The organism is Cellulomonas sp. Y8 (assembly GCF_008033115.1).
GTDB lineage: Bacteria > Actinomycetota > Actinomycetes > Actinomycetales > Cellulomonadaceae > Cellulomonas.
Window position 1 is genome coordinate 677074 of sequence record NZ_CP041203.1, and the last position, 23979, is coordinate 701052.

A 23979-nucleotide genomic window follows, 5' to 3' on the forward strand; every position below is an offset into this window, starting at 1 on the left:
GATCACCCGGTGACGGGGCGCGGCGGGCGCACCGCCGGGTGCGCGGGCGGCGGCGGCGCGACCACGTACCCGGCATCCCCGGACCCGTAGACCACGAGCGCCCCCGGGCGGTGGTGCCACAGCCACGCGAGGTGCGCGCACAGCACCGCGTCGAGCTCGTCCTCCACCCGGTCGAGGTCGCCCGGTCCCGGGTCCGCGACGACCGCGCGCAGGTGGGGCCACCGCGGGCTCTCCCCCACCCGCAGCTCCGGCACCGACTCCAGGTTCCCGACGAGCGCCTCGAACCCGGCCCGTCGCCGCTCCCGCGGGCCCTTCTTGTAGTCCAGCCGGTACGGCAGCCCGAACAGGGCGACCAGCGCGGGGTGCGGGTACACCTCGAGGCACACCGTGCGGCCCGCGCAAACGGGCGTCGCCGGGTCGACCGCCCAGCCGAACCGCTCGGCCAGCCGCCACGCGCGCGGGTCCGCTCCCCCGAAGGTGCCGCGGTTCGCCGTGTGCGCCGAGGCGCCGTAGGCGCCGAACGCGCGGCCGATCGCCCGCTCCGCCTCCCGCTGACCCGTCGCGTTCGGGACCACCAGCGGCGCGTCGACGCCGACCACCGCGACCGGGCCGTGGAGGCCGCCGAGCCAGGCCGCGATCTCGTCGTCGGCGCGGCACGACCCCGAGTCGAGCAGGCGGCCGGCGTCGTCGACGACCGCGAGACCGGTGACGCCCGTGGACCACGCGAGGTCGAGGCCGACGTGCAGCGCGGAGGTCGTCACGCGCCCGAGCCTACGGAGGGCCCGGACCGCGCCTCACCCCGGCCGGGCGAGGCCCGGCCGGGCGCCCGCGCGGTGGGATCGGCGCATGACCGCGCACCCGGACCCCGGCCACGAGCACCCGCGGGCCTGCTGCGCGCCCGGATCCGCACCGCGCACCGCCGTCGACGCCTCGTCGCCACCGGGACCCGTGGCCGCCCGCACCCCCGGCACCGCCGCCGACCTCGTCGCCCTCCCCGGCGGCGAGTTCGTCATGGGCCACGACGGTCCCGACGGCTACCCGGAGGACGGCGAGGGCCCGGCGCACCGCGTCCGGCTCGCCCCGTTCCGCATCGACGCCACCGCGGTGACGAACGCGCGGTTCGCCGCGTTCGCCGCCGCGACCGGCCACGTGACCCAGGCCGAGCGCGACGGCTGGTCGTTCGTGTTCGCCGGCCTGCTCCCCGACGACTTCCCGCCGACCCGCGGTGTGGTCGGCGCGCCCTGGTGGCGACAGGTCGAGGGCGCCGACTGGCGGCACCCCCGGGGGCCGCGGTCGGGCCTCGACGGGATCGCCGACCACCCGGTCGTGCACGTCACCTGGGACGACGCGGCGCGGTTCGCCGCCTGGGCGGGCGGGCGGCTGCCGACGGAGGCGGAGTGGGAGTACGCGGCGCGCGGCGGCCTGACCGGCGTGCACTACCCGTGGGGCGCGGAGCGGGAGCCGGGCGGCCGGCACCGGATGAACGTCTGGCAGGGCGACTTCCCCGCGCACGACACCGCCGAGGACGGCTACGCCGGCACGGCCCCGGTCGACGCGTACCCGCCGAACGGGTTCGGGCTGTCGGGGACCACCGGCAACGTCTGGGAGTGGTGCGGCGACTGGTTCGCCGCGGACACCTACCGCGCCGGACCGCGCACCGACCCGCGCGGCCCGGCGAGCGGCGCCCGGCGGGTGCTGCGCGGCGGGTCGTACCTGTGCCACGCGTCGTACTGCTTCCGGTACCGCGTGGACTCCCGCAGCTCCAGCACGCCGGACTCGGCGGCGGGCAACGTCGGCTTCCGGTGCGCCGCCGACGCCTGACACCGGGCCCGCGACCGGCACGCGGCCGCCCGTCGCGGGTGAGGTGCGCCGCGCCGGACCCTCCGTAGCGTGCGGGGCACGTGCCCCGACCCGGAGGTCCCGCCATGCGACCCGACCCGCACGCCCGCACGATCCTGCCGATCCCCGACCGCCCGCCGACGGGTCTGGTCACCTACGACGCCAAGGACCCCGAGACGGCGTTCCCGCCCATCGAGCCGCTGCTGCCGCCGGAGGGCGCGCCGAACGTGCTGGTGGTGCTGCTGGACGACGTCGGCTTCGGGGCGTCGAGCACCTTCGGCGGCCCGTGCCGGACCCCCACGGCCGACCGGCTGGCGGCCGGCGGGCTGCGGTTCAACCGGTTCCACACCACGGCGCTGTGCGCGCCGACGCGGCAGGCGCTGCTGACCGGCCGCAACCACCACTCGGTCGGCATGGGCAGCATCACCGAGACGGCGACGTCGGCGCCCGGCAACTCGTCGGTCCGCCCGAACTCGATGGCCCCGCTGGCCAAGACCCTGCGGCTCAACGGGTACGCGACCGCTCAGTTCGGCAAGTGCCACGAGGTGCCGGTGTGGCAGACCTCGCCGGCCGGGCCGTTCGACGCGTGGCCGACGGGCGGCGGCGGGTTCGAGACGTTCTACGGGTTCATCGGCGGCGAGAACAACCAGTGGGACCCGGCGCTGTACGAGGGCACGACGCCCGTCGAGCCGCCGGCGACGCCCGAGGAGGGCTACCACCTGACCGAGGACCTGGCCGACCGGGCGACCGCGTGGATCCGCATGCAGCGCGCGCTGACGCCGGACCGGCCGTTCTTCGTCTACTTCGCCCCCGGCGCCACGCACGCGCCGCACCACGTCCCCGCCGAGTGGATCGAGGGCTACGCCGGGCAGTTCGACGACGGCTGGGACGCGCAGCGCGAGCGGACCTTCGCGCGCCAGCGCGAGCTCGGCGTGGTGCCGCCCGACGCCGGGCTGACGCCCCGGCACGACGAGATCCCCGCGTGGGACGCGATGCCGGACGAGCTCAAGCCCGTGCTCGCCCGCCAGATGGAGACGTACGCGGGGTTCCTCGAGCACACCGACGCTCAGGTGGGCCGGCTGGTCGACACGCTCGAGGAGCTGGGCGAGCTGGACCGGACGATCGTCTACTACGTCCTCGGCGACAACGGCGCGTCGGCGGAGGGCACGGTCAACGGCGCGTTCAACGAGATGGCGAACTTCAACGGGATGGCCGCGCTCGAGACGCCCGGGTTCCTGCGCAGCCGGATGGCCGAGATCGGCTCCCCGAGCTCGTACAACCACTACGCCGTGGGCTGGGCGTGGGCGATGGACACCCCGTACCAGTGGACCAAGCAGGTGGCGTCGCACTGGGGCGGCACCCGCACCGGCACGGTCGTGCACTGGCCGGACGGCATCGCCGAACCCGGCGGCCTGCGGTCGCAGTTCACGCACGTCATCGACATCGCGCCCACGATCCTGGAGGCGGCGGGCCTCCCCGAGCCGGTCGTCGTCGACGGCGTCCAGCAGGCGCCGATCGAGGGCACCTCGATGCTGTACGCGTTCGGGGACGCCGCGGCCCCGGAGCGGCACGACCTGCAGTACTTCGAGATGTTCGGCAACCGCGGCATCTACCACCGGGGCTGGAGCGCGGTCACGAAGCACCGGACCCCGTGGGTCATGGTCGGCGGCACCGTCCCGGCGTTCGACGACGACGTGTGGGAGCTGTACGACGGCCGCAGCGACTTCAGCCAGGCCCGCGACCTCGCGGCCGAGCACCCCGACGTCCTCGCGCGCCTGCAGCGGCTCTGGCTCGTCGAGGCGGTCCGGCACCGCGTGCTGCCGATGGACGACCGGACGGCCGAGCGCATCGACCCCGCCACGGCCGGGCGGCCGACCCTCGTGCGGGGCGACACCCAGGTCTTCTACCCGGGGATGGGCCGGCTGTCGGAGAACAGCGTCGTGTCCGTCAAGAACCGGTCGTTCGCCGTGACGGCCGAGGTCGACGTCCCCGCCGGCGGCGCGCGCGGCGTGCTGATCGCGCAGGGCGGGCGGTTCGGCGGCTGGGCGGCGTACTGCACCGACGGCCGGTTCGCGTTCGTCTACAACGTGCTCGGCATCCAGGAGTTCGTGGTCACCGCGGACTCCCCCGCGCCGGAGGGTCGGCACCAGCTGCGCGTCGAGCTGGCCTACGACGGCGGCGGGCTGGGCCGCGGCGGCGACGTGACGCTGCTGGTCGACGGTTCGCCGGTCGGGGCCGGCCGTGTCGGGGCCACCCAGCCCCTGGTGTTCTCGGCGGACGAGACCACCGACGTCGGGCGGGACACCGGCACCCCGGTCGGCTCGGGCTACACGACCGCCACCAGCCGGTTCACCGGCCGGATCCACCGGGTGCAGCTGGACGTGGGGCCGCTCCACCCGGACCACGTCGTGAGCGCCGAGGAGCGGATGCGGGTGGCGATGGCGCGGCAGTGACCACCGCGGGCGCGGACGAGGTTGACGCGACAGGCGCTGGTAAGGATAGGTTCCCCTTACTTCGGCCGCCGGATCCTGTCCCGACTCCCGCTAGGAGCCTTTGCCATGCCCACGCGCCAGAGCCACCACCGGCTCGCCGCCGTCCTCACGGCCGTCCCGCTCGCCCTCGTCCTCGCGGCCTGCGGCGGGACCGCCGACGCGGGGACCGACGCCGAGGGGGCGGAGACCGCCGCCGCGGCCACCACCGTCACGATCGAGGACAACCACGGCAGCGTCGAGGTCCCCGTCGACCCGGAGCGCGTCGTCGCGCTCGACAACCACGTGTTCGAGACGCTGTCCGCGTGGGACGTCCCGCTGGTCGCCGCACCGAAGGGGATCATGGGCGACGGCCTGTGGCCCGGGTACACCGAGGACGACGCGGTGCTCGACGTCGGCACGCACCGCGAGCCGAACCTGGAGTCGATCGTCGCCGCCGAGCCCGACCTCGTCATCGGCGGGTACCGGTTCTCCGACAGCTACGACGACATCGTGGCGCAGAACCCGGACGCCGTCGTGATCGAGCTGCACCCGCGGGACGGCGAGGAGCAGTCCGCCGAGCTCGTCCGCCAGGTCGAGGCCCTCGGCCAGATCTTCGACCGCGAGGACGAGGCCGCGCGGGTCGTCGCCGACTACGAGCAGGCGATCGCGGACGCCACCGAGGCGTACGACGGCGAGAGCACCGTCGTCGGCCTGATCACCTCGGGCGGCGAGATCTCCTACAGCGCCCCGGTCACCGGCCGCAGCATCGGCACCCTGTTCCCGACGCTCGGCCTGCGGCCGGCGATCGAGCAGGCCGCCGAGGACACCTCGCACGGCGACGACATCAGCGTCGAGGCGATCGCCGCGGCGAACCCCGACTGGATCATCGTGCTCGACCGCGACGGGGCCGGCGTCGGCGAGGGCGAGTACCGCCCCGCGGCCGAGCTGATCGGCGGCTCCGAGGCGCTGGCCGGGGTGACCGCGGTCGCGCAGGACCAGGTGATCTACCTCGACCCCGACTTCTACCTCACCGAGGACATCCAGGCGTACACCGCGCTCTACGAGCAGGTCGCCCAGGCGTTCACCGACGCCGCGTGACCCTCGCGACCGACGCCGCGAGCGCCGCCCCGGGCACCCGCCCGGGGCGGCGCTCCGTCGCGCCGCTGCTCGTCGCGGCCCTCGTCACGCTGGCCCTGGTCGTCGCGTCGCTGTTCGTCGGCGTCTACGACCTGCGCGCCGACGGGGGCGCCGCGATGTTCCTCATCACCCGCGTCCCCCGCACGCTCGCGCTGGTGCTGGCGGGGAGCGCGATGGCGGTCAGCGGCCTGGTGCTGCAGCAGCTCACCCAGAACAGGTTCGTCGAGCCCACCACCAGCGGCACCAGCGAGTGGGCCGCGCTCGGCCTGCTGCTGTCGGTGATCCTGCTGCCCGGCGCGGGCATCGCGACCCGGATGGTGCTCGCGAGCCTGTCCGCCTTCGCCGGGACGATGGTGTTCCTCGCGGTGCTGCGCCGGGTGCAGGTGCGCTCGACGCTCGTCGTGCCGGTCGTCGGGATCATGCTGGGCGCCGTCGTCAGCTCGCTGACCACCCTGATCGCGATCTCGACGAACTACCTGCAGCTGCTCGGCACCTGGTTCATGGGCAGCTTCACCAGCGTGGTGCGCGGGCAGTACGAGGTGCTGTGGGTGGTCGCCGCGGTCTGCGTCGCGATCTTCGTGCTCGCCGACCGGCTCACCGTCGCCGGTCTCGGCCGGGACGTCGCCACCGGCCTCGGGCTCCGCTACGACCGGCTGATCCTCGTCGGCACCGCGCTGGTCGCGGTCGCCTCCGGGGTCACCACGGTCGTCGTCGGGTTCCTGCCGTTCCTCGGGCTGGTCGTGCCCAACGTGGTGTCCCTGCTGCGCGGCGACGACCTGCGGTCGAACCTGCCGTGGGTGTGCCTCGGCGGCGTCGCGCTGGTCACCGCGTGCGACATCGCGGGGCGGACGGTGCGGATGCCGTTCGAGGTGCCGGTGGCGATGATCCTCGGCCTGGTCGGCGCGGCCGCGTTCGTGGCCCTGGTCCTCCGGGTGCGGCGCCGTGGCTGAGGCCGCGACGACGTCGCCGTCGAGCGCCCGGGCCGGGGCGTCCGTGCCGACGGGCGGACCGGGGTCCCCCCGGCGCACGGCGACCGCCGGAGTCCGCGCCGTGACCGGCTCGTACGGCTTCCGGCTCGCCGCGGTCGCGCTGGTGGCCGTCGTGGCCGCCGTCGGGATCCTCACCTACGGCAACCCCGCCGCGCCCGGCTCGCCCGGCTTCTGGGTCATCGTCCGGAGCCGGTTCTCCTCGGTCGGCACGATCCTCGTGGTCGCGTTCTGCCAGGGCGTGGCGACCGTCGTGTTCCACACCGTGACGCACAACCGCATCCTCACGCCGTCGATCCTGGGCTTCGACGCGATGTACCGGGTGATCCAGACCGGGCTGGTGTTCCTGTTCGGCGCCGGCACCCTCGCGGCCACCGACGGGCTGGGGAAGATCGCGCTGCAGAGCCTGGTCATGGTCGGCGCGGCCTCGCTGCTCTACGGCTGGCTGTTCACCGGGACCAGGGCCGACCTGCACCTGCTGCTGCTCGTGGGCGTCGTCCTCGGCATGGGGTTCGGCTCGCTGTCGACGTTCATGCAGCGGCTGCTCACGCCCAGCGAGTTCGACATCCTGTCCGCGCGGCTGTTCGGGAACATCAGCGTCTCGGACGCCTCGTACCTGCCGTGGGGCGCGCTGGTCTGCGTCGCGGTCGGCACGGTGCTGTGGCGGCGGCGGCACGTGCTCGACGTCGTGGCACTGGGCCGGGAGACCGCGACCAGCCTCGGCGTGCGGCACCAGCGCGAGGTGCTGCTGACCCTGGTGCTCGTCGCGGTCCTCATCTCGGTGTCGACGTCGATGGTCGGCCCGATGACCTTCTTCGGGTTCGTCGTCGCGATGCTCACCTACCAGGTCGTCGGCACCAGCCGGCACGCCCGCACGCTGCCGATGGTCGTCGCCGTCGCCTGCGCCACCCTGCTCCTGGCGTACTTCGTGCTGCGGCACCTGTTCTACGCGGCCGGGCTGGTCTCGGTCATCATCGAGCTCGGCGGCGGGCTCGTGTTCCTCGTCCACCTGCTCCGGAAGGGCCTGCGGTGATCACGCTCGACGGCGTCGCGAAGACCTACGGGGACGTCCACGCCCTCGGGCCGGTCGACCTCGAGATCCCCACGGGCGGCGTGACCGCCCTCGTCGGCCCCAACGGTGCCGGCAAGTCGACCATGCTGACGATCGTCGGCCGGCTGCTCGGCGCCGACGCCGGCCGGGTGACCGTCGGCGGCCTCGACGTCGTCACCGCGCGCCCCCGCGACCTCGCGAGGCGGCTGGCGATCCTGCGGCAGGAGAACCACTTCGTCGCCCGGCTGACCGTGCGCCAGCTCGTGCGGCTCGGCCGGTTCCCGCACTCCCAGGGCCGGCTGACCGCCCACGACGAGGCGGCGGTGGACACCGCGCTCGGGTTCCTCGATCTGGCCGACCTGCAGCACCGGTACCTCGACGAGCTGTCCGGCGGGCAGCGGCAGCGCGCGTACGTGGCGATGGTGCTCGCGCAGGACACCGAGTACGTGCTGCTGGACGAGCCGCTCAACAACCTCGACATGCAGCACGCCGTCGCGATGATGGCCCGGCTGCGGCGTGCCGCGGACGAGCTCGGGAAGACCGTGGTGCTCGTCGTGCACGACATCAACTTCGCCTCGGCGTACGCCGACCGGGTCGTGGCGATGACCGAGGGCCGGGTGCGGTACGTGGGGACGCCGCGGGAGGTGATGACGGACGCGGTGCTGTCGGACGTGTTCGCGACGCCGGTCACCGTCGTCGAGGGGCCGGGGTACCCGCTGGCGGTGTACTACCGGGCGTGATCGACTCCGGCGCGAGCGTCCGTGCGCGCGGGGACGTCCGAGCCGGCCGCGTCAACGGCTGCGACGACCGAGGACTCGCCGCTACTTCGATGAGCCCTGGCTCGACTCGGCGACCCTGATCCGCACACCGCGGGTGAAGCCGACCGCTGCGAACGTCATCATGATCGCGGCGCTCACCTGGACGAACGCAGAGCCAGGAAGCACATTCTGGCCGCCGCACTGCTCAACGGCACGAAGAGCGCCAGGCGGATCCGAGAGCAACGCCGCGACCCGGGAATCGCCCCGCTCTGCATCGCAGATGCCCGTGCCCGTGCCCGCCAGGTCCACACCCGTGCCGACGAGCTGACGGTAGAGCAGCTCCGGCGTGAAGCCCGCCGTGTGCAGGAGCACGAGCACGCCGACGAACGCAGTCGGGAGAAGGAGATGCCGGTACACCAGGTTCGTCGACTCGGACGCCAGCTGGAGAACGATCGCGACCAGGCCGCTGACGTACCCGACGACGGCCCCGGTCGCGGGCATCTCGAGCAAGATCGAGGGCGACAGCTCGCCGCCCTCGACAGACGAAGCTCCCCCGAGGACGAGCCTCGTGACCGGAGTCAGCGCGGCCCCGATGACGCCCGCGAGCGAGCCGTACCCCACATGGGCCGCGAGCGACTGGAGCCGACGCACGACGCGGAGCGGGAACCCGATGACCCTCGCACGTCGAAGCGCTACCGCCATCGAGACGACGCCGAGCGCGGCGATCGTGAAGATCGACACCGCGAAGAGCGCGTTGTAGCCGATCTGGGCCCTGAACACCACGGCGCCGATGCTGTCACCGGACCCGATGACGACCGTCACCTCGAGGAGCGCGAGCACGAGCGCCAGGGCCACCACCGCCGTGTATGTCACGGCGAACGACCCGAACGACAACAGCTCATCGGCAGCCCCACCCCAGCGGATCTCACGCCACGATGCCGTGCCGGGGGCGATCGCCTGCCGGACTGACCTCGCCCCCCGGAGGAGGCGACGCGCTCGATCTCGGACGGACGCCACAACCAGCGCGGCAAGGGTCGATGGCGGTCCGTCGATCACCTCGGCCCGGCGCAGGAGATGTCGTGCGGCCAGCAGCAGCGATGCGGCTGAGATCGCCGCCACGCTGGCGCCTCGGATGACGGGACTTCCCGGTTCGAGGAATGCCACACCGAGCAGTGCGACCGCGATCGACGCCAGCACGACCGCCCTCAGCCCGAGTCGCGCGCCTCTGAGCTGCCCGAGCAGAGATGCGCTCGCCCGAGGCCACGCACGGAGAGCGGAGGCCGCCGAGACGGCGGAGCCGACCATCAGCACCACCGCCACGACGCCGAGGAAGACCATGCTGGTGAGTATGGCGTCGACCACCCACATCGATGCGGGACGACGTCGGACGGGTCGGATCCGGCACTTCATCCGCAAGGCGCATCAGGGGCTGAAGATCGCCCGACCTCCGGACGACGCCGGCTCCCGACGTGTCTCCTTCGGATGCTCCGCGACCGGGCCGCTCCCACGTCAGGGCGCGGCTGGCCTTCGACCCACCAGCCCGGCGCCGAGTGCGAGCAGCAGCGCCGCGAGCACGGCGGCGGCGCCTGCATCCGTGCCCGTCGTCGCGAGTGCACCGGGGGTATCCCCGGCCGCCGCGTCGCCGGGGTCGCCGAGTCCGGGCGCCCCGGGCGCGGGCGTCTCACCCTCCGGCGCACCCGGGACGCCGGGCTCCCCCGCTCCCGGCTCGGGCCCGAGCACGATCTCTGTCGGGTCCGGGTTCGGCAGCAGCCGCGCGCCGGTCCCGGCCGGCGCCGCCGCCGTCAGCTCCAGCAGCCCGTGCATGTCGATGCTGCCGTCCGCGGCGATCGTCGGGGCGACGGAGGTGTCGAGGTGGACGAACCAGTCGTCCCGCACCTCCACCCCGAGCGCGTTGACGCCGTCGAGGTAGTTGCTCGGATCCGTGCGGATGGAGTCGGCCTGCTCGCGGAGGCTGATGTGGTCGACCCCGCGCGGCCCGACGGACAGGAAGCCGGTCACCCGGTAGTCGGTCACGGGGTGCGTCGTCGTGGACAGGGTCAGGTTGTTCTGCCCGTTCGCGTAGGCGGTGACCCCCTGGACGGTGCCGTCCGGGCTCGAGTTGCTGGACACGCCCTGCGTCACGTTGCCGTAGGCCACGGAGCTCGTCAGCACGTTGCCCAGCGGGATGGACTCACCGCCGAGCTTGAAGCCCTTCCCGCTCTGCGGCGAGACCTCCGCCGGGTCGTCCGTCAGGTAGCCGTTCCGGTAGGCCACCGAGTGCTCGATCGCCACCGACCCGTGCGGCCCGAGCGTGGACTTCGCGTACAGGTCGAACCCGTCGTCCACGTTGTGGTGCGCGATGCAGTAGCGGAACACGTTGCCGTCGCCGACGGTCAGCTTGGCCGCGAACCCGTCCGCGTCGTTCCGCTCCGGGTCGACGTTGTGGTGCGACACGCTGGACAGCACCAGGTTCCGCGCGGGCCACATCGACCGGGGCTCGGTGTCGTCGCCCGAGATCTGCAGGCCCGTGTTGCCGTTGTGGTGGGTGTGCAACCGCTCGACGACGTTGTCGTTGCCCATGACGGAGAAGGCCTTCTGGCGCCCGCGGGCGGCCGTCACCTCGATGTCGTGGACGTGCCAGAAGTCGCCGCGAAGCACGAACCCGCCGTCCGGCGAGCCCGAGAGGTCCACCAGGACGTGCTCGCCGGGTGCCGAGGTCAGGAGGATGCGGGCGTCGGGGGTCCCGTCGCGTCCTCGGGGGATCACCACCGCCCCCTCCGGCCGGTAGGTGCCGCCGCGCAGCACGACCTGCTGCCCGGGCTGGGCGAAGGCGAGGGCGGTGGCGAGGTCGAGCGGGGCCGCCCGGGTGCCTGCGCCGTCGGGCGACCCGGGCGGGCCGCCGGCCGCGACGTCCGCCTCCGCCGTGGGCGCCACGTGCAGGGCGTCACCGGCCACCCCGTAGCGCCGCACCTCCAGGTCGACGGACAGCGGCACCGGTTCCGTCGAGGCGAGCCGGACGCCCTCGTCGAGCTCCTGCTCCGCCTCCGGTGCGGGCTCGAGGACGGCGGTGAGGTGGGAGCGCCCCTCCGGCAGGTGCAGCGGCACGCGGGCCGGCACGCCGGGCACGACCGGCACCGGGCCGCCGAGCACGTCGCCGGAGGCGTCGCGCACGTGCACCGCCCCGCGGACGTTCGCCGTGAACCCCGGTGCGTAGTCCCGGGACGGCGTGGTGGTGGCCGAGTCCAGCGCCAGCGCCGGATCCAGGAGGGCGACGGGGCGCGGGACCGCGGGGTCGTCGTCGTCCGGGTGCACCGTCGTCAGGTCGAGGTCCGTCACGGTCACCTGGATCTTGCGCCCCGCGAACACCCCCACGGTCATCGCGTCGTCGGTCTGCTGCAGCAGCATCGCCGGGTCGTACGCGATCACCTGCCGGTCGTCCTCGTCGCCCAGCCAGGCGTGGAAGCCGGTGTTCGAGCGCCGCAGCGTGAGCGTGAAGGTGTCCCCGGTCAGGATCTTGGGCGGGTTGGCGTTCTGCTCGGTGACCAGGTCGGAGCGGAACCCCCAGTCGAACGCGGCGGAGTCCCGCACGGAGCGGGCGGTGGACGCGACGTCGGGCGCCTCGGTGTAGCCGGACACGAACCGCCCACCGGCGGTGCCGTACCGGAACTGCCCGGTCTCCGGGTCGGTCTGCCGGGCGAACGCGGCCGCCGCGGAGTTGAAGTACCGCGCGCCCTTGCTGCCCGGCACGAACGTGTCGAGGGCGATCACGCCGTACCCGCTCTGGTTGTCGACCGCGGAGGCGTCGTCGACGTGGAACGTCGCGGTCAGCGTGAAGTTCTCCGTCGCCGGGTCGATCTCGGTGTAGTGGTAGACGAACCCGTCCTCGGACTCGGCGATCTTCCCGTCCACCGACGTCAGGCGCACCGACCCGTCGTCGAGGACCTCGACCGAGCCGGCGTTGGCGCCGGAGCCGGAGACGTTCCCGACGAAGGCCGACCGCCAGGTGCGCTCGGCAGGCGGATCCGGGGGCAGGTCCGCGTCCGCGGCCGAGGCCGGGGCCGGGGCCGGGCCCGGGGCCGGGACGAGCGGGGGCGTCTCGGGCGCCGGCGTGGCGGAGGCGGCCGGCCCGCAGGCGAGCGCGGACGCGAGCACCGCGGCTCCGAGGACGAGCGGGGCGGGGCGGGGACGGGCGCGCACACGTGCTCCTTCGACGTCGTCGTCGTGCAGGGACCCGGTGTGCGGCGACCCCGCCGAAGACGGCGGGAAACCGGTTCCTGAGAACCTAGCGACCACGACGGGGCACCGTCAACGCGGGCGCCGCCGGGACCGGCACGCGCCGCGGTCGGCCCCGCGCGCCCGCCGGGGCGCCGGCCTGCGACACTCCCCTGCATGACCGACCAGATCGTGCCCGGAGTCCTCGCCGACCTCGTCGCCGACCGCCCCTGGCTGCTGGTCCTCGTCGTCGGCGCCGTGGTGCTCGTGCTGCGACTGCTCGGGCGGGCGGGGGCGCCGCGAGCACGCCGGGGCGACGTGTGGTTCGCGATGGTGCCGTTCCGTGACGGGACGGGCGCGAAGGACCGGCCCGTCGTGGTGCTGTCGTCACGCGGCCGGCGGTGCACCGTCGTGCGGCTGACCTCCCAGGACCAGGACGGGCGGGGCGGCTACGCGCGTTCGCCCGGGACGCTGCCCGGGCTGGAGAAGCGCGGGTGGGTGGACCTGCGCCCGGTGGAGCTGCGGCGCTCGGCCCTGCGACGGCGGACCGGGGAGGCCGGGAGGGCGTGGCTGCGCTGGTACGAGGACGCGGCGCGGGACCTGCGCTGACCTGCGGCCCGGTCGGCGACCGCGGCCGGCGCGAGCCCGGCGCGTAGCGTGCGCGACGTCGGGACGGCTCGGCGGGACGGGCGCCGGCGCCGGGGGCGGTCGCGGGGCGGGGCGGGAGGCGACGATGGCGCTGCGTCGGACGGCCGTCGTCGCGGTCGCCGCGCTCGCCCTGTGCGCCGCGGCGTGCACCACCCCAGAGAGCCCCGAGCCGACCGGGACCCCGTCCGGGGGCACCGCGACCACCGCGCTCGACGGCGCCTCGGTGACCGTCCTCGGGCTGTGGAGCGGTCCCGAGCGCGACGCCTTCGCGACCGTGACCGGGGCCTGGGAGGACGCCACCGGGGCGACCGTCGACTGGACGGGGTCCCAGGACCTGGCGGGTGACCTCGCCACCGCGGCGGCCGCCGGAGACCTGCCGGACGTCGCCGTCCTGCCGAACCCGGGGCTCCTGCGCGACCTCGTCGCCGAGGGAGTCCTGGTCCCTCTGGACGACCTGCTCGACCCGACGGCCGTCACCCGCGACTACCCCGACGCGTGGACCGACCTCGGCACCGTCGACGCGGCGCTGTACGCGCTCCCGGTCAAGGCCACCGACCGGTCGACCGTCTGGTTCTCCCCCGCGGCGTTCGACGCAGGCGGGTACGCGGTCCCCGCGACCTGGGACGAGCTCGTCGCATGGGCCGACGAGGTGGCGGCGGAGGGCCGCACGCCGCTCTCCGTGGTCGCGCCCCGCGGCCCCGGCAGCGGCTGGGCGCTGACGGACTGGGTGGCGTCCCTCGTGCTCGGCGGCTGCGGCCCCGGCACCTATGACGCGTGGGTCGCCGGTGAGATCCCGTGGACCGACGACTGCGTCCGGCGGGCGTTCGACCGGTTCCTGACCCTCGTGGCGGCGCCCGGCCGGGTCGTCGGCGGAACCGGGGCGATCCTCACCACCGGCGACGCCGAGGGCGTGCGCCCGGTGTTCGCGGACCCGCCGGCGGCCTACGCGTACCCGATGGCGTCCTTCGCGCAGGCGTTCATCACGGACGCCTTCCCGGACCTGGCCCCGGGTACCGGGTACGACTGGTTCCCGTTCCCCGCGGTCGACCCCGCGCTCGCGGGCTCCGTGACGGTCGGGGCGGACCTCGTGGTCGCCCTGCGCGACACCCCGGCGACCCGTTCGTTCCTGGCCCACCTGACCCGGCGCCGACGCGCAGGCGCGGTGGGCCGAGCTCGGCGGGTACACCTCCGTCAACCGCGGGGTGCCGGCCTCGGCCTACCCCGACGCGGTGGCCCGGTCGGTCGCGGAGCACCTGACCGGCGCCGAGGTCGTGCGGTTCGGCGCCGGGGACGCGATGCCGGCCGAGGTCCAGTCGGCGTGGAGCGCGGCGATGCTCCGGCTCGTGCAGGACCCGAGCGCGCTGGACGGGGTGCTCGCGTCGCTGACGGACGTCGCCGCGGACGCCCCGGACCGCTGACTACGCTGCGCGGATGGCCACCGTCACCCCGCTCACCCCGGACGACGGCGCCGCGTGGCGCGCGCTGTGGGACGGGTACCTCGCGTTCTACGAGACCACCCTCGACGAGGCGACGACGGCCGCCACGTTCGCCCGGCTCGTGGACCCGGGCTCCGGCCTGCACGGGGCGCTCGCCCGGGACGACTCCGGCGCGGCGGTCGGCCTCGTGCACTGGCTCACCCACGCCGCGACCTGGACCACGACGAGCTACTGCTACCTCGAGGACCTGTTCGTCGCGCCGGGCGGGCGCGGGGCCGGCGCGGGCCGGTCGCTCGTCGAGCACGTGCGCGCGTGGGCCGAGCGGAACGGGTCCGCCAAGGTCTACTGGCTCACCGCCGAGTCGAACGCCACGGCCCGGGCCCTCTACGACCGGGTGGCGACGCGGTCCGGGATGATCCACTACCAGATCCCCCTCGGCTGACGGCCGGGGCCGCGGACCGCGGCGCCGCCCAGATCAGGCCTTCGAGTGGATCGTGACGACGTAGCCGTCGGGGTCACGGAACGAGAAGGTCGTCCCGAACGGGCTCTCGAACGGCTCCTGCACGATCGGCACGCCGGCCTCGACGAGCCGGGCGTGCAGTCCCGCGGCGTCCGGGTGGTGGAACCACACCCCGACCCCGGCCCCGAGCTGCGGGGCGGCGTCGAGGTCGACGCCCGGGAAGGGCACGCGCACCGCGAACGCCGTCGCTCCGGCGCCGCCGGTGGCGAAGACCACGGCCTGAGGGTTCGGCGCCGGGAGCCGGGTGAGACCGACGAGGCGCTCGTAAAAGTCGGCGGAGGCGGCCAGGTCGCGCACCTGGAAAGAGACGAAGTCGGGGCCGGTCGTGCCGGTGGGGGTGAAGTTCATGTCAACATCCTGACACTGTCACCCGGGTTTGTGTCAAGATGCTGACATGGACGACCCCGCCGACGCCGCTCTCGCCAAGGAGCTCGGCATCCTGCTGAAGGCCACGCAGGCCGCGCTGCACCACCGCATGGACGAGGCGCTGCGGCCGCTCGGACTCACGGTGTCCCAGTACGCCTGCCTGAGCACGCTGCGCGCAGAGCCGGGCATCACCGGGTCCGAGCTCGCGCGGCGCACGTTCGTCTCCCGGCAGTCGATGAACGTGCTCGTCCAGGGCATGGAGCGGCAAGGGCTGGTCGAGCGCGCCGCGGAACCGGGGCCCCGGCGGGAGCGGGCGGTGGCCGCGACGCGCGCCGGCACCGCGGCGCTGGCGGAGGCGGAGGCGCGGGTGGCCGGGGTGATGGAGCGGATGCTCGGCGGGCTCGACGCCGCAGGGCGGGCGGCGCTGCGGGACGCGCTCGGGGCGAGCAGGGACGCGTTGCTCGCCGGCGACGACTGATCGCGCGCCTCAGAACCGAGGTGGTTCGTCAGAACGGCGGTGGGGCGTCGTAGGGGTCGGCGGTGGCGTCGTGGGCCTGCCCCGTCCCCGGCCGGGTGAGGTAGCGGTGCCCGGTGGGGGTGATCCACTCGTAGAGCCCGGGGCTGATCTGCCGTAGTCGGAAGCCGCCGTCGCTCTTGAGTCGGTGGTGCCGGTGGCACACCGGCCCGAGGTTGTCCGCGTCGGTGCCGCCCAGGGGCGCGTCGGGGTCACCACCGGGTTGAGGGTGGAACTCCTTCGTGTGGTCGAGCTCGCAAGCGCAGGCCGGGACTCTGCACCCGGGTGCGGCGCAGGTCCCGTCGCGGGTGCGGACGAGGTCGGCCAGGGCGGCGGGTGGTCGATATCGCTCGCGGCCGACGTCCAGCACCCGGTCGGTGAGCGGGTCCGTGACGACCCGCTGCCAGACCCCGCCGATCGCCAGCGCTCGGGCCTGCACGGCGTCGATGGGGCCGTGGCCGTCGAGGTGCGCCGGCTGGTCGTCCAGGCCGAGCAGGGTCGAGGCGGGGATGGTGATCCGGATCTCGGCGCCCGGGCGGCCGGAGCAGCGGGTGCAGCCGCGGCGCGCGGCAGCGGGCGTGATCGCGGTCGCGGCAGCGGGCGTGACGGTGCTGGGCGCGAGGGCGTGCGCGTCGAGTGCGCTCGGTGTGCTCGGTGCGCTCGGTGTGGTGGCGACAGCTGTGGTCCCGGCCCCTGGTGTCGGTCGAGACCCCGGTGTCGTCTTCCGCCCCGGTGTCGTCTTCCGCCCCGGTGTCGGTCGAGACCGCGGTGTCGCCTTCCGCCCCGGTGTCGGTCGAGACCCCGGTGTCGTCTTCCGCCCCGATGCCGGTCGGGACCCCGGTCGACGTGCGTCGCGCTCCGCGCGAAGGGGCCGGGTGGCCCACACGGGGCTCGGGGTGCGTGGCGGGACCGAGCGGGGTGAGGGTGGCGATCGGGATCGGCTCCACCGGGCGGGTGAGCACCGCGCCGTCCCGGTCGGTGGAGGTCGCCCCGTTCCACGACCGTCGCGGCTCCGGCGGCACGGGCAGGCCCGGGGACAGGTGGACCTCGAACGCCGGCCCGTCCGACTCCGGGACGTCGCCGACCACCAGGTCGCGGAGGCCGTCGGCGCGCAGCTGGTCCAGGGTGCGGTCGTCGCCGAGCGCTTTGGCGGTCTTCGCGGCGTGCGTGAGGACCCCGTCGACCCGGAGCGCGTCCGCCGCGTCGAGCACCAGCCACATCGAGGCCATGCCGTCCGGCTGCGGCCGGGGGTGGGAGACCTTGCGTGTGCGCCGGGCGCGCTCGCGGCGTGCGGCGGCGCCCTCGGGGTCGACCAGCCGGATCTCGCGCTCGACGCGCTGCCGGAGCTCGGCGACCGAGCACTGGTCGGCGTCGTGCAGCACCGCGTCCTCGACGGCGTGCGCGACCTGGAACGACAGGTCCGCCAACCCGGCCGTCAGGACCTGGGCCTTGGCCGCGTCGAGGTGCCCGACCTCCAACGCCTCGCGGGTCGCGCCGAGCATCCCGTCCAACACCAGGGCACGGTGCACGGTCTTCGTCGCCGCGACCCGCGGCCATCCCAGGCGCATCGCCAGCTCGTCGCCGGCCACGCACGCCTGCGTCGGGGGCGCGCCCGCCAGCGGCGACCACTCCGGGCTCATCTCCTCCCGGGAGGCGAGCTCGGCGATCAGGCCGAGGGTCCGGGCGTGCTGGTAGGACTCGATCCGGGTCTGCGCGGCGATCACCTCGACCACGATCGCCGAGGGCAGCACGCTCGCATCCAGCCCCCGCAACCACGCGTCCAGCTCGGGTCCGGGCTCGCAGGACCGGATCGCCTCGATCTGCCGCTGCTCACCCGTGCGCGGCGCCCCACCCGCGGCGACGACGGGGTCCGGGCCGAAGTCCGTCAGGCAGGTCCCGTCGGGCCCGTAGACCGGCAGCAACACGGCGGCGACCGGGTCGCCGTCGGGGTGTTCCTGCAGGTCAGATGCCATGGAACGACACTACCGACGCCCACCGACACGACCCCGGCGACCGACCCCTGCCCTGGGGACGACGCACGACCACGGCACCTGTGGACGACTCGGCGCCCCGCAGCCGCGCGGCGGGTCCCGCGCGCGGGGTCCCGCACGGCGGGTCCCGCGGGCGGGCCTCGCGGCCCCGGCAGCCCGAGCGGCCACCGGCACAGCCCGGGACCGATGACGCACCAGAGGCCCGCCCCCCGGACGGGGACGGGCCTCTCGGCACTCGAGTGGAGGTGGCGGGAATCGAACCCGCGTCCGATGACGTGGAACCAGGGCTTCTCCGGGCGCAGTCTGCTGCGCTTTTCTCGGCCCCCACCATCACGCAGACAAGTGGTGGACAGGCTCAGTCACGTGAAAGTCCCCGCAGCCCCCGTGACGAAGGCTACGAGCAGTGGCTCCCTAGATGACGCCAGGAACTGAGTCGGAAGCTAGCTCAGGCTGACGGACTTCGAGGCTCGCTCAGGCGGCGAGGGCGAAGTCGGTGCGCTTGTTATCGGCACCTATGGGTTTACACGGAGCGTTAGCGAGATAACCGTGTGTCCTCGGCCCGCTTCTCCTGGCTCGACGATCACCGTCGAAACCGATCACCCCCATGTGGAGTTGTCAATCGCCGCGACCCTCGCCCGGTCGCCCTCGCGGGCTCCCGGCCGCCTGCCGCAGCAGGTCCAGCATACGGGTGCAACGCCGCAGCCCGCACCGTGATTCCCGTGGGACTGCCCGCTCGACCTGCGTCCTGCGATCGACCGGGGCACCATCGGCGCAGACGCCGCCGAGGACCCGGGCGGCGCGCACCGCGCGAAGGACCGACCATGCCGCAGCACGACTCCGAGAGCACCCGCCCCGAGGACCTCGACGCCGATCCCCGCGACGGCCGCAGCGAGACCGCCACGGAGCGGATGGACCGGAACTGGAACGAGCTGCTCCAGGAGCTCCGCGTCGCGCAGACCGGCGTGCAGATCCTGACCGGGTTCCTGCTGACGGTCCCGTTCCAGCAGCGGTTCCTGGACCTGGACGACTACCAGAAGACCGTCTACCTGGTGCTGGTCGTGCTGGCCCTGACCGCGACCGCGTTCATCGTGGCGCCGGTCTCGCTGCACAGGATCCTGTTCCGACGGCACCTCAAGCGCGAGCTCGTGGACTCGGCGGACCGGATGGCGCAGACGGGGCTCGCGGCGCTGGCGCTCGTCCTCGGCGGCTCGGCGCTGCTGCTGTTCGACGTGGTGGTCGGGCGCACGGCCGGGATCGTGGCCGGCGCGGTGACGCTGACCGGCCTGGCGGTCGTCTGGGTCGCGCTGCCGTGGCGGCTGTCGCACCGCGCGCGGCGCGAGACCGCCTGACGACGCGCGCCGTCAGCCCCGCAGCAGCCGCGCGATCACCCGCGAGCCCGCCTCCGGCGAGGCGTGCGGCGAGCCGGTCACCGCGCCGAGCAGCAGGGCGATGTTCGAGACGCTGACCACCGCGAGCGCGGTGTCCCAGTCGGCCTCGTCCGGCTCGGGGGCGGCGGGGTGCCGCTCGCGCCCGACCTGACCGGCGAGCTCGGCGAAGCCGTCCTCGTAGAACGCGCCGAGCTCGGCGCGCGCCTCGGGGTGCCGGACGGCGAAGGACAGGATCTCGAGCGACAGCAGCAGGTCGGTCTCGTCGACCATGGTGTGCAGCGCCGCCGACACCCACGGCTCCAACCCCTCGTCCTCCAGCGGGGGCAGGCCGGGCTGGGCGGTGGCGGCGGCGATCTGCCGGCGGGCGACCTCGAGGAACAGCTCGTGCTTCGAGCCGAAGTGCGCGTACACGGCGCCCTTGGTGTACCCGGCGTCGGCGGCGATGTCCCCGAGGGACGCGCCCTCGTACCCCTGCCGGGCGAAGGCGCGCGCCGCGGCGTCCAGCAGCTCGGTGCGCGTGCGGCCCGCGCGCTCGGCGCGCCGCTCCTCGGCCCGGCCGCTCCCGCCCCGTCGCCCGACGCTCTCGGAGGCGTCGGCCAGCCCGCGCGACGCCTCGCGCAGGCTCGCGGCGACCGCGTCGGAGACCTCGGGGACGACGGACTGCACCTGCTTGCCGATGAGCCGGGTCAGCGCGGCGGTGGCGTCGGCGAGGGCGCGGGTTGCGGCCCCGATCGAGTCGTCCGCCGCGTTCCCGCCGGGGGCCTGGTCGTCGTGCGTGCGCGCCATGCCGCCATCCTAGCCGCGTCGCGTACCGACCGGTATCCCGCACCTGACAAGGCGCGAGCCGATGACGTGACCTGCGACGACGTCGCGCTCTACCGATCAGATACCCGCTGGTATCTCAGCGCCACATCCTGATACGTTCCATCACGTACCGGTCGGTATGCGAGCCGACGGGGCGACGAGCGAGGGAGTGCGGAGATGGACGCAGCGGGTGTGCTGACCGTCCGCGGGCTGCGGAAGCGGTACCGCGGGCGCGGCGGCGTGCAGGCGAACGACGGGATCGACCTGGACGTGGCGGCGGGGCAGGTCGTCGGCCTCCTCGGCCACAACGGGGCCGGCAAGACGACGCTCGTGAACCAGGTCGTCGGGCTCGTCCGCCCCGACGAGGGCACGATCCGCCTGGACGGCGTCGACGCGGTGGCGCAGCCCGCCGAGGCGCGCCGACGCACCTGCATCCAGGCGCAGGCCAACGTCCCGATCACGGGTCTCACGCCGCGCCGGGCGATCGAGCTGGTGGGGCGCATCCGCGGCGCCGACCGCGCGGCGGTGCGCGCGCGGACCGACGAGCTGCTCGACGCCCTCGACCTGCGCCCCTGGGCCGACACCCCCGCGGAGAAGGTGTCCGGCGGCATCGCCCGGCTCACCGCGTTCGCGATGACCGTCGTCACCCCGGGCCGGCTCGTCGTCCTGGACGAGCCCACCAACGACGTCGACCCCGTGCGCCGGCGGCTGCTCTGGGGCCGGATCCGCGCGCTCGCCGACGAGGGCCGCGCGGTGCTGCTGGTGACGCACAACGTCCGGGAGGCAGAGCGCGTCGTCGACCGGCTCGTCGTGCTCGACCGAGGCCGGGTGCTGGCGGACGACACCCCCGCGGGCCTCACGGCACACCTGCAGGGCACGCTCACCGTGGAGGCGGACCTCTCCCCCGGCGCCGTCGACGCCGGCTGGCGGTGGCACCCCGCGGTGCGGGAGGTGGCGGGCGCGCGCGGGAGGGAGGTCGGCACCGTCCGCGCCGCCGACGCCGCGGAGGTCGTGCGCTGGGCGCAGGACGAGGTCGCGGCGCACCGGCTCGAGCGGTACGCGCTGACGCCGGCCTCGCTCGAGGACGTGTACGTCGACCTCGTCGGCCACGAGCAGCACGCGGTCCGGGCCGCAGGTGCGGAGGTGGCGGCGTGACCACCGTCCAGCAGACCCTCCTGCTCACCCAGTGGCAGTTCCGCCGGCAGGCGACGATGCTGCCGCTGCTCGTCGTCGTCCAGGTGTTCCTGGCGGTCGCGACGATCCTGGGCTTCGGGCTCGTGATCGGCGATCCGCCCCCGGACCAGGCCCTCTACCTGGCGACCGGTGCCCCGACGATCACGCTCGTGATGGTCGGCCTGGTGATGACGCCGCAGATGCTGTCCCAGTCCCGGACGGAGGGCAGCCTCGACTGGATGCGCACGCTGCCGGTGCCGCGCGGCTCGTTCCTGGTGAGCGACCTGCTGGTCTGGACGCTGATCGCGCTGCCCGGCATGGTGCTCGGCATCGTCACCGGCGTGCTCCGGTTCGATGTCCACCTGTCGCCCGCGCCGTGGCTGGTCCCCGCGACGCTGCTGGTGTCGCTCACGGCCGCGGCGGTGGGCTACGGGATGGCGTCGCTGCTCAAGCCCACCCTGGCGATGCTGATGACCCAGGTGCTGGTGTTCGTGATCCTGCTGTTCACCCCGGTCAGCTACCCGGCCGACCGAATGCCCGCGTGGCTGCAGACGGCGCACGAGTGGTTCCCGTTCGAGCCGATGGCCCAGCTGATCCGGTCCGGGCTGGCGGACGACACGTTCACGATGCCCGGGCGCTCGCTCGTCGTGCTGCTGGCCTGGTGCGCGGCGTCGGTGGCGGGCGCCACCTGGGCGCTGCGCCGACGGGCGTAGGTGCTCGCACGGCCCCGGCGACCCGACGACGGGCGCCGGGGCCGTGCCTAGGATCGCGGGCATGCCCTTCATCGCGACGTCCGCCGACGGGGCGGAGCACGGCCCGACGAGCAGCCTCGACGACGGGGCGGCCCCCGACGGCACCACGACGCTCTACCTGGTGCGGCACGGCCGCACGGAGTTCAACACCGCCCGGCTGCTGCAGGGCTGGTCGGACTCCCCGCTGACGGCGGACGGCCTGGCCGGCGTGCGCGCCACCGCGCGGGTGCTCGCGGACCGGAGCTTCGCCGCGGCGTACGCGAGCCCGGCGGGCCGCACCGTCGCGACGGCGCGCGAGCTGCTCACCGCGCACCCCGGCGTCGGGCTCACCACCGACCCCGGCCTCCGGGAGATGCACTTCGGCGACCTCGAGGCGCGGCCGGAGGCCGAGCTGCTGGCGCTCGGCGACCCGGTCGAGCTGTTCGGCGGCATCCTCACCGGCACCTACCCGGGCCTGCCCGGCGCCGAGCGCACGACCGCGTACCTGGAGCGGGTCGCCGACGCGTTCGGGCGCATCGAGCGCGAGCACGCGGGCGGCGGCGACGTGCTGGTGGTCAGCCACGGCGTGACGCTGCTGGCCTACCTGGCGATGGCCGGCACCGTGCCGATGGACCCGCTGGCGAACGCGAGCGTGTCGACGGTCCGGATCGGGCCGGACGGCGAGCGGGAGGTGCGGACGTTCGGGTACGACCCCGCGGCGCAGGGCGCGCCGGGGCTGCCGGTGCCCGGCACCGAGCAGCCGGTGCGCTCCCCGGAGCGCCCGGACGCGGGCTGACGCGCCACCTCTGGCCCGTCGCGCCGCCGCCGAGCAGGATGGGCGCCATGGACCTGCCCGTGATGCCGCCCGTGTCGCCGATGCTGGCCAAGGCCGTGCCGGAGATCCCCGACCTCGGCCACACCGAGCCCAAGTGGGACGGGTTCCGCACCATCGTGTTCCGGGACGGCGACGAGGTGGTGCTCGGCAGCCGGAACGAGAAGCCGATGACGCGGTACTTCCCGGAGCTGGTCGACTCGATCAGGGCGTCCACCCCGGAGCGGTGCGTGCTGGACGGCGAGATCGTGATCGTGTCCGGCGACCGGCTCGACTTCGACGCGCTCCAGCAGCGGATCCACCCCGCGGAGAGCCGAGTCCGGCTGCTGGCCGGCCAGACGCCCGCGTCGTTCGTGGCGTTCGACGTGCTCGCGCTCGGCGACGACGACCTGATGCGCACCCCGTTCGGCGACCGGCGCGCCCGCCTCGTCGACGCGCTCGGCGCCACGATCACCGGCGACGACCCCCGCGTGCACGTCACCCCGGCGACGGGCGACCTCGCGGTGGCGCAGCAGTGGTTCACGCAGTTCGAGGGGGCCGGGCTGGACGGCGTCGTCGCCAAGCCGCTCGACGGCACCTACCAGCCCGACAAGCGGACGATGTCCAAGGTCAAGCACGCCCGCACCGCCGACTGCGTGGTCGCCGGGTTCCGCTGGCACAAGTCCGGCGACGTGCTCGGCTCGCTGCTGCTCGGGCTGTGGACCGACGACGGCCGGCTGCAGCACGTCGGCGTCGCGGCGTCGTTCCCGATGGCCCGGCGCAAGGCGCTGGTCGAGGAGCTGGCGCCGCTGCGGGCCGACGACCTGTCCGAGCACCCGTGGGGCGACTGGGCGGACCAGTCGGCGCACGAGGGCAGGCGGATGCCCGGCGCGGTCAGCCGGTGGAACGCGACCAAGGACCTGTCGTTCGTGCCGCTGCGCCCGGAGCTCGTCGTCGAGGTCGGCTACGACCACATGGAGGGCGACCGGTTCCGGCACACCGCGCAGTTCAAGCGCTGGCGCCCGGACCGCGACCCCGCGACCTGCACCTACGCGCAGCTGGAGGAGCCGGTCGGCTTCCGGCTGTCGGAGATCCTCGCGCCGCCCACATGACCGGCGGCGGGCCCCGGCGCCCTCCGCGCGC

22 protein-coding genes, 1 other RNA gene and 1 pseudogene are annotated in these 23979 nt (G+C 74.6%); 16 read left to right on the forward strand and 8 right to left on the reverse strand.

The genetic code is table 11. The features are described 5' to 3' along the window. Positions 1-2: 2 nt before the first annotated feature. A complete protein-coding gene (locus tag FKM96_RS03025; protein WP_147793987.1) occupies positions 3-761 on the reverse strand; it encodes a DUF429 domain-containing protein in 759 nt (252 codons plus the stop codon). 85 nt (positions 762-846) lie between these two features. On the opposite strand from FKM96_RS03025, the gene FKM96_RS03030 reads away from it, so the two are divergent. The 6 genes from FKM96_RS03030 to FKM96_RS03055 all read left to right on the forward strand — a co-directional run bounded on the left by FKM96_RS03030 (position 847) and on the right by FKM96_RS03055 (position 8224). Continuing rightward, positions 847-1821, forward strand: a complete 975-nt coding sequence (locus FKM96_RS03030; RefSeq protein WP_147793988.1) for a formylglycine-generating enzyme family protein — start codon at positions 847-849, stop codon at positions 1819-1821. Positions 1822-1925: 104 nt separating this feature from the next. Continuing rightward, entirely contained in the window at positions 1926-4292 is a 2367-nt protein-coding gene (locus FKM96_RS03035; RefSeq protein ID WP_147793989.1) for an arylsulfatase, read from the forward strand. 105 nt (positions 4293-4397) lie between these two features. Continuing rightward, positions 4398-5408: a siderophore ABC transporter substrate-binding protein gene (locus FKM96_RS03040; protein WP_147793990.1), complete on the forward strand. Its 1011-nt coding sequence runs from the start codon at positions 4398-4400 to the stop codon at positions 5406-5408. Next, positions 5405-6397: an iron chelate uptake ABC transporter family permease subunit gene (locus FKM96_RS03045; protein WP_210417354.1), complete on the forward strand. Its 993-nt coding sequence runs from the start codon at positions 5405-5407 to the stop codon at positions 6395-6397. The genes FKM96_RS03040 and FKM96_RS03045 overlap by 4 nt, the downstream gene beginning before the upstream one ends. A 100-nt stretch (positions 6398-6497) precedes the next feature. Further along, positions 6498-7466 (forward strand): iron chelate uptake ABC transporter family permease subunit, encoded by a 969-nt coding sequence (locus FKM96_RS03050; RefSeq protein ID WP_246855169.1) that lies wholly within the window; start codon positions 6498-6500, stop codon positions 7464-7466. Next, the gene (locus tag FKM96_RS03055) at positions 7463-8224 is read left to right on the forward strand and encodes an ABC transporter ATP-binding protein (RefSeq protein ID WP_147793991.1); all 762 of its coding nucleotides are present in this window, start codon (positions 7463-7465) and stop codon (positions 8222-8224) included. The genes FKM96_RS03050 and FKM96_RS03055 overlap by 4 nt, the downstream gene beginning before the upstream one ends. An 81-nt stretch (positions 8225-8305) precedes the next feature. Here the strand turns inward: FKM96_RS03055 and FKM96_RS03060 are convergent, their stop codons facing one another. Both FKM96_RS03060 and FKM96_RS03065 read right to left on the reverse strand, forming a co-directional pair. Beyond that, the gene (locus FKM96_RS03060) at positions 8306-9580 is read right to left on the reverse strand and encodes a hypothetical protein (RefSeq protein WP_147793992.1); all 1275 of its coding nucleotides are present in this window, start codon (positions 9578-9580) and stop codon (positions 8306-8308) included. A gap of 171 nt (positions 9581-9751) precedes the next feature. Continuing rightward, complete coding sequence (locus FKM96_RS03065; protein WP_168216856.1) at positions 9752-12439, reverse strand: right-handed parallel beta-helix repeat-containing protein; 2688 nt, start codon at positions 12437-12439, stop codon at positions 9752-9754. A gap of 192 nt (positions 12440-12631) precedes the next feature. On the opposite strand from FKM96_RS03065, the gene FKM96_RS03075 reads away from it, so the two are divergent. From FKM96_RS03075 to FKM96_RS03090, 4 genes and pseudogenes are all read left to right on the forward strand, one after another. Continuing rightward, positions 12632-13063 carry a type II toxin-antitoxin system PemK/MazF family toxin gene (locus FKM96_RS03075; protein WP_147793994.1) on the forward strand — a complete coding sequence of 144 codons (432 nt, stop codon included), beginning with the start codon at positions 12632-12634 and terminating at the stop codon, positions 13061-13063. A gap of 124 nt (positions 13064-13187) precedes the next feature. Continuing rightward, positions 13188-14150, forward strand: a pseudogene (locus FKM96_RS22055) (ABC transporter substrate-binding protein); the annotation flags it as partial. Positions 14151-14331: 181 nt separating this feature from the next. Then, a complete protein-coding gene (locus FKM96_RS03085; protein ID WP_147793995.1) occupies positions 14332-14520 on the forward strand; it encodes a hypothetical protein in 189 nt (62 codons plus the stop codon). Between the two features lie 13 nt (positions 14521-14533). Next, positions 14534-14980, forward strand: a complete 447-nt coding sequence (locus tag FKM96_RS03090) for a GNAT family N-acetyltransferase (protein ID WP_147793996.1) — start codon at positions 14534-14536, stop codon at positions 14978-14980. Positions 14981-15013: 33 nt separating this feature from the next. Here the strand turns inward: FKM96_RS03090 and FKM96_RS03095 are convergent, their stop codons facing one another. Beyond that, positions 15014-15406 carry a VOC family protein gene (locus FKM96_RS03095; protein ID WP_147793997.1) on the reverse strand — a complete coding sequence of 131 codons (393 nt, stop codon included), beginning with the start codon at positions 15404-15406 and terminating at the stop codon, positions 15014-15016. A 46-nt stretch (positions 15407-15452) separates the two neighbouring features. Here FKM96_RS03095 and FKM96_RS03100 point away from each other — a divergent pair, with 46 nt between their 5' ends. Beyond that, entirely contained in the window at positions 15453-15902 is a 450-nt protein-coding gene (locus FKM96_RS03100; protein WP_168216857.1) for a MarR family winged helix-turn-helix transcriptional regulator, read from the forward strand. A 28-nt stretch (positions 15903-15930) separates the two neighbouring features. Here FKM96_RS03100 and FKM96_RS21245 read toward each other — a convergent pair whose 3' ends face one another. The 3 genes from FKM96_RS21245 to ssrA form a co-directional block, all read right to left on the reverse strand. Further along, positions 15931-16104 (reverse strand): hypothetical protein, encoded by a 174-nt coding sequence (locus FKM96_RS21245; RefSeq protein WP_246855170.1) that lies wholly within the window; start codon positions 16102-16104, stop codon positions 15931-15933. 46 nt (positions 16105-16150) lie between these two features. Continuing rightward, entirely contained in the window at positions 16151-17911 is a 1761-nt protein-coding gene (locus FKM96_RS21250) for a DUF222 domain-containing protein (RefSeq protein WP_246855171.1), read from the reverse strand. Positions 17912-18166: 255 nt separating this feature from the next. Then, positions 18167-18533, reverse strand: a transfer-messenger RNA (tmRNA) gene (gene ssrA / locus FKM96_RS03110). 217 nt (positions 18534-18750) lie between these two features. Between ssrA and FKM96_RS03115 the strand changes: the two genes are divergently transcribed. Further along, positions 18751-19278, forward strand: coding sequence for a DUF6328 family protein (locus FKM96_RS03115; RefSeq protein WP_147793999.1), 528 nt, complete (start codon positions 18751-18753; stop codon positions 19276-19278). A 12-nt stretch (positions 19279-19290) separates the two neighbouring features. On the opposite strand, the gene FKM96_RS03120 is transcribed toward FKM96_RS03115, so the two are convergent. After that, positions 19291-20103 carry a TetR/AcrR family transcriptional regulator gene (locus FKM96_RS03120; RefSeq protein WP_147794000.1) on the reverse strand — a complete coding sequence of 271 codons (813 nt, stop codon included), beginning with the start codon at positions 20101-20103 and terminating at the stop codon, positions 19291-19293. A 195-nt stretch (positions 20104-20298) separates the two neighbouring features. Here FKM96_RS03120 and FKM96_RS03125 point away from each other — a divergent pair, with 195 nt between their 5' ends. The 4 genes from FKM96_RS03125 to FKM96_RS03140 all read left to right on the forward strand — a co-directional run bounded on the left by FKM96_RS03125 (position 20299) and on the right by FKM96_RS03140 (position 23948). Continuing rightward, positions 20299-21276: an ABC transporter ATP-binding protein gene (locus FKM96_RS03125; protein WP_147794001.1), complete on the forward strand. Its 978-nt coding sequence runs from the start codon at positions 20299-20301 to the stop codon at positions 21274-21276. Continuing rightward, a complete protein-coding gene (locus FKM96_RS03130; protein WP_147794002.1) occupies positions 21273-22007 on the forward strand; it encodes an ABC transporter permease in 735 nt (244 codons plus the stop codon). Before FKM96_RS03125 ends, FKM96_RS03130 begins: the two co-directional genes overlap by 4 nt. 61 nt (positions 22008-22068) lie before the next feature. Continuing rightward, positions 22069-22821, forward strand: a complete 753-nt coding sequence (locus FKM96_RS03135) for a histidine phosphatase family protein (RefSeq protein WP_147794003.1) — start codon at positions 22069-22071, stop codon at positions 22819-22821. Positions 22822-22868: 47 nt separating this feature from the next. Beyond that, the gene (locus FKM96_RS03140) at positions 22869-23948 is read left to right on the forward strand and encodes an ATP-dependent DNA ligase (RefSeq protein ID WP_147794004.1); all 1080 of its coding nucleotides are present in this window, start codon (positions 22869-22871) and stop codon (positions 23946-23948) included. Positions 23949-23979 lie beyond the last annotated feature (31 nt).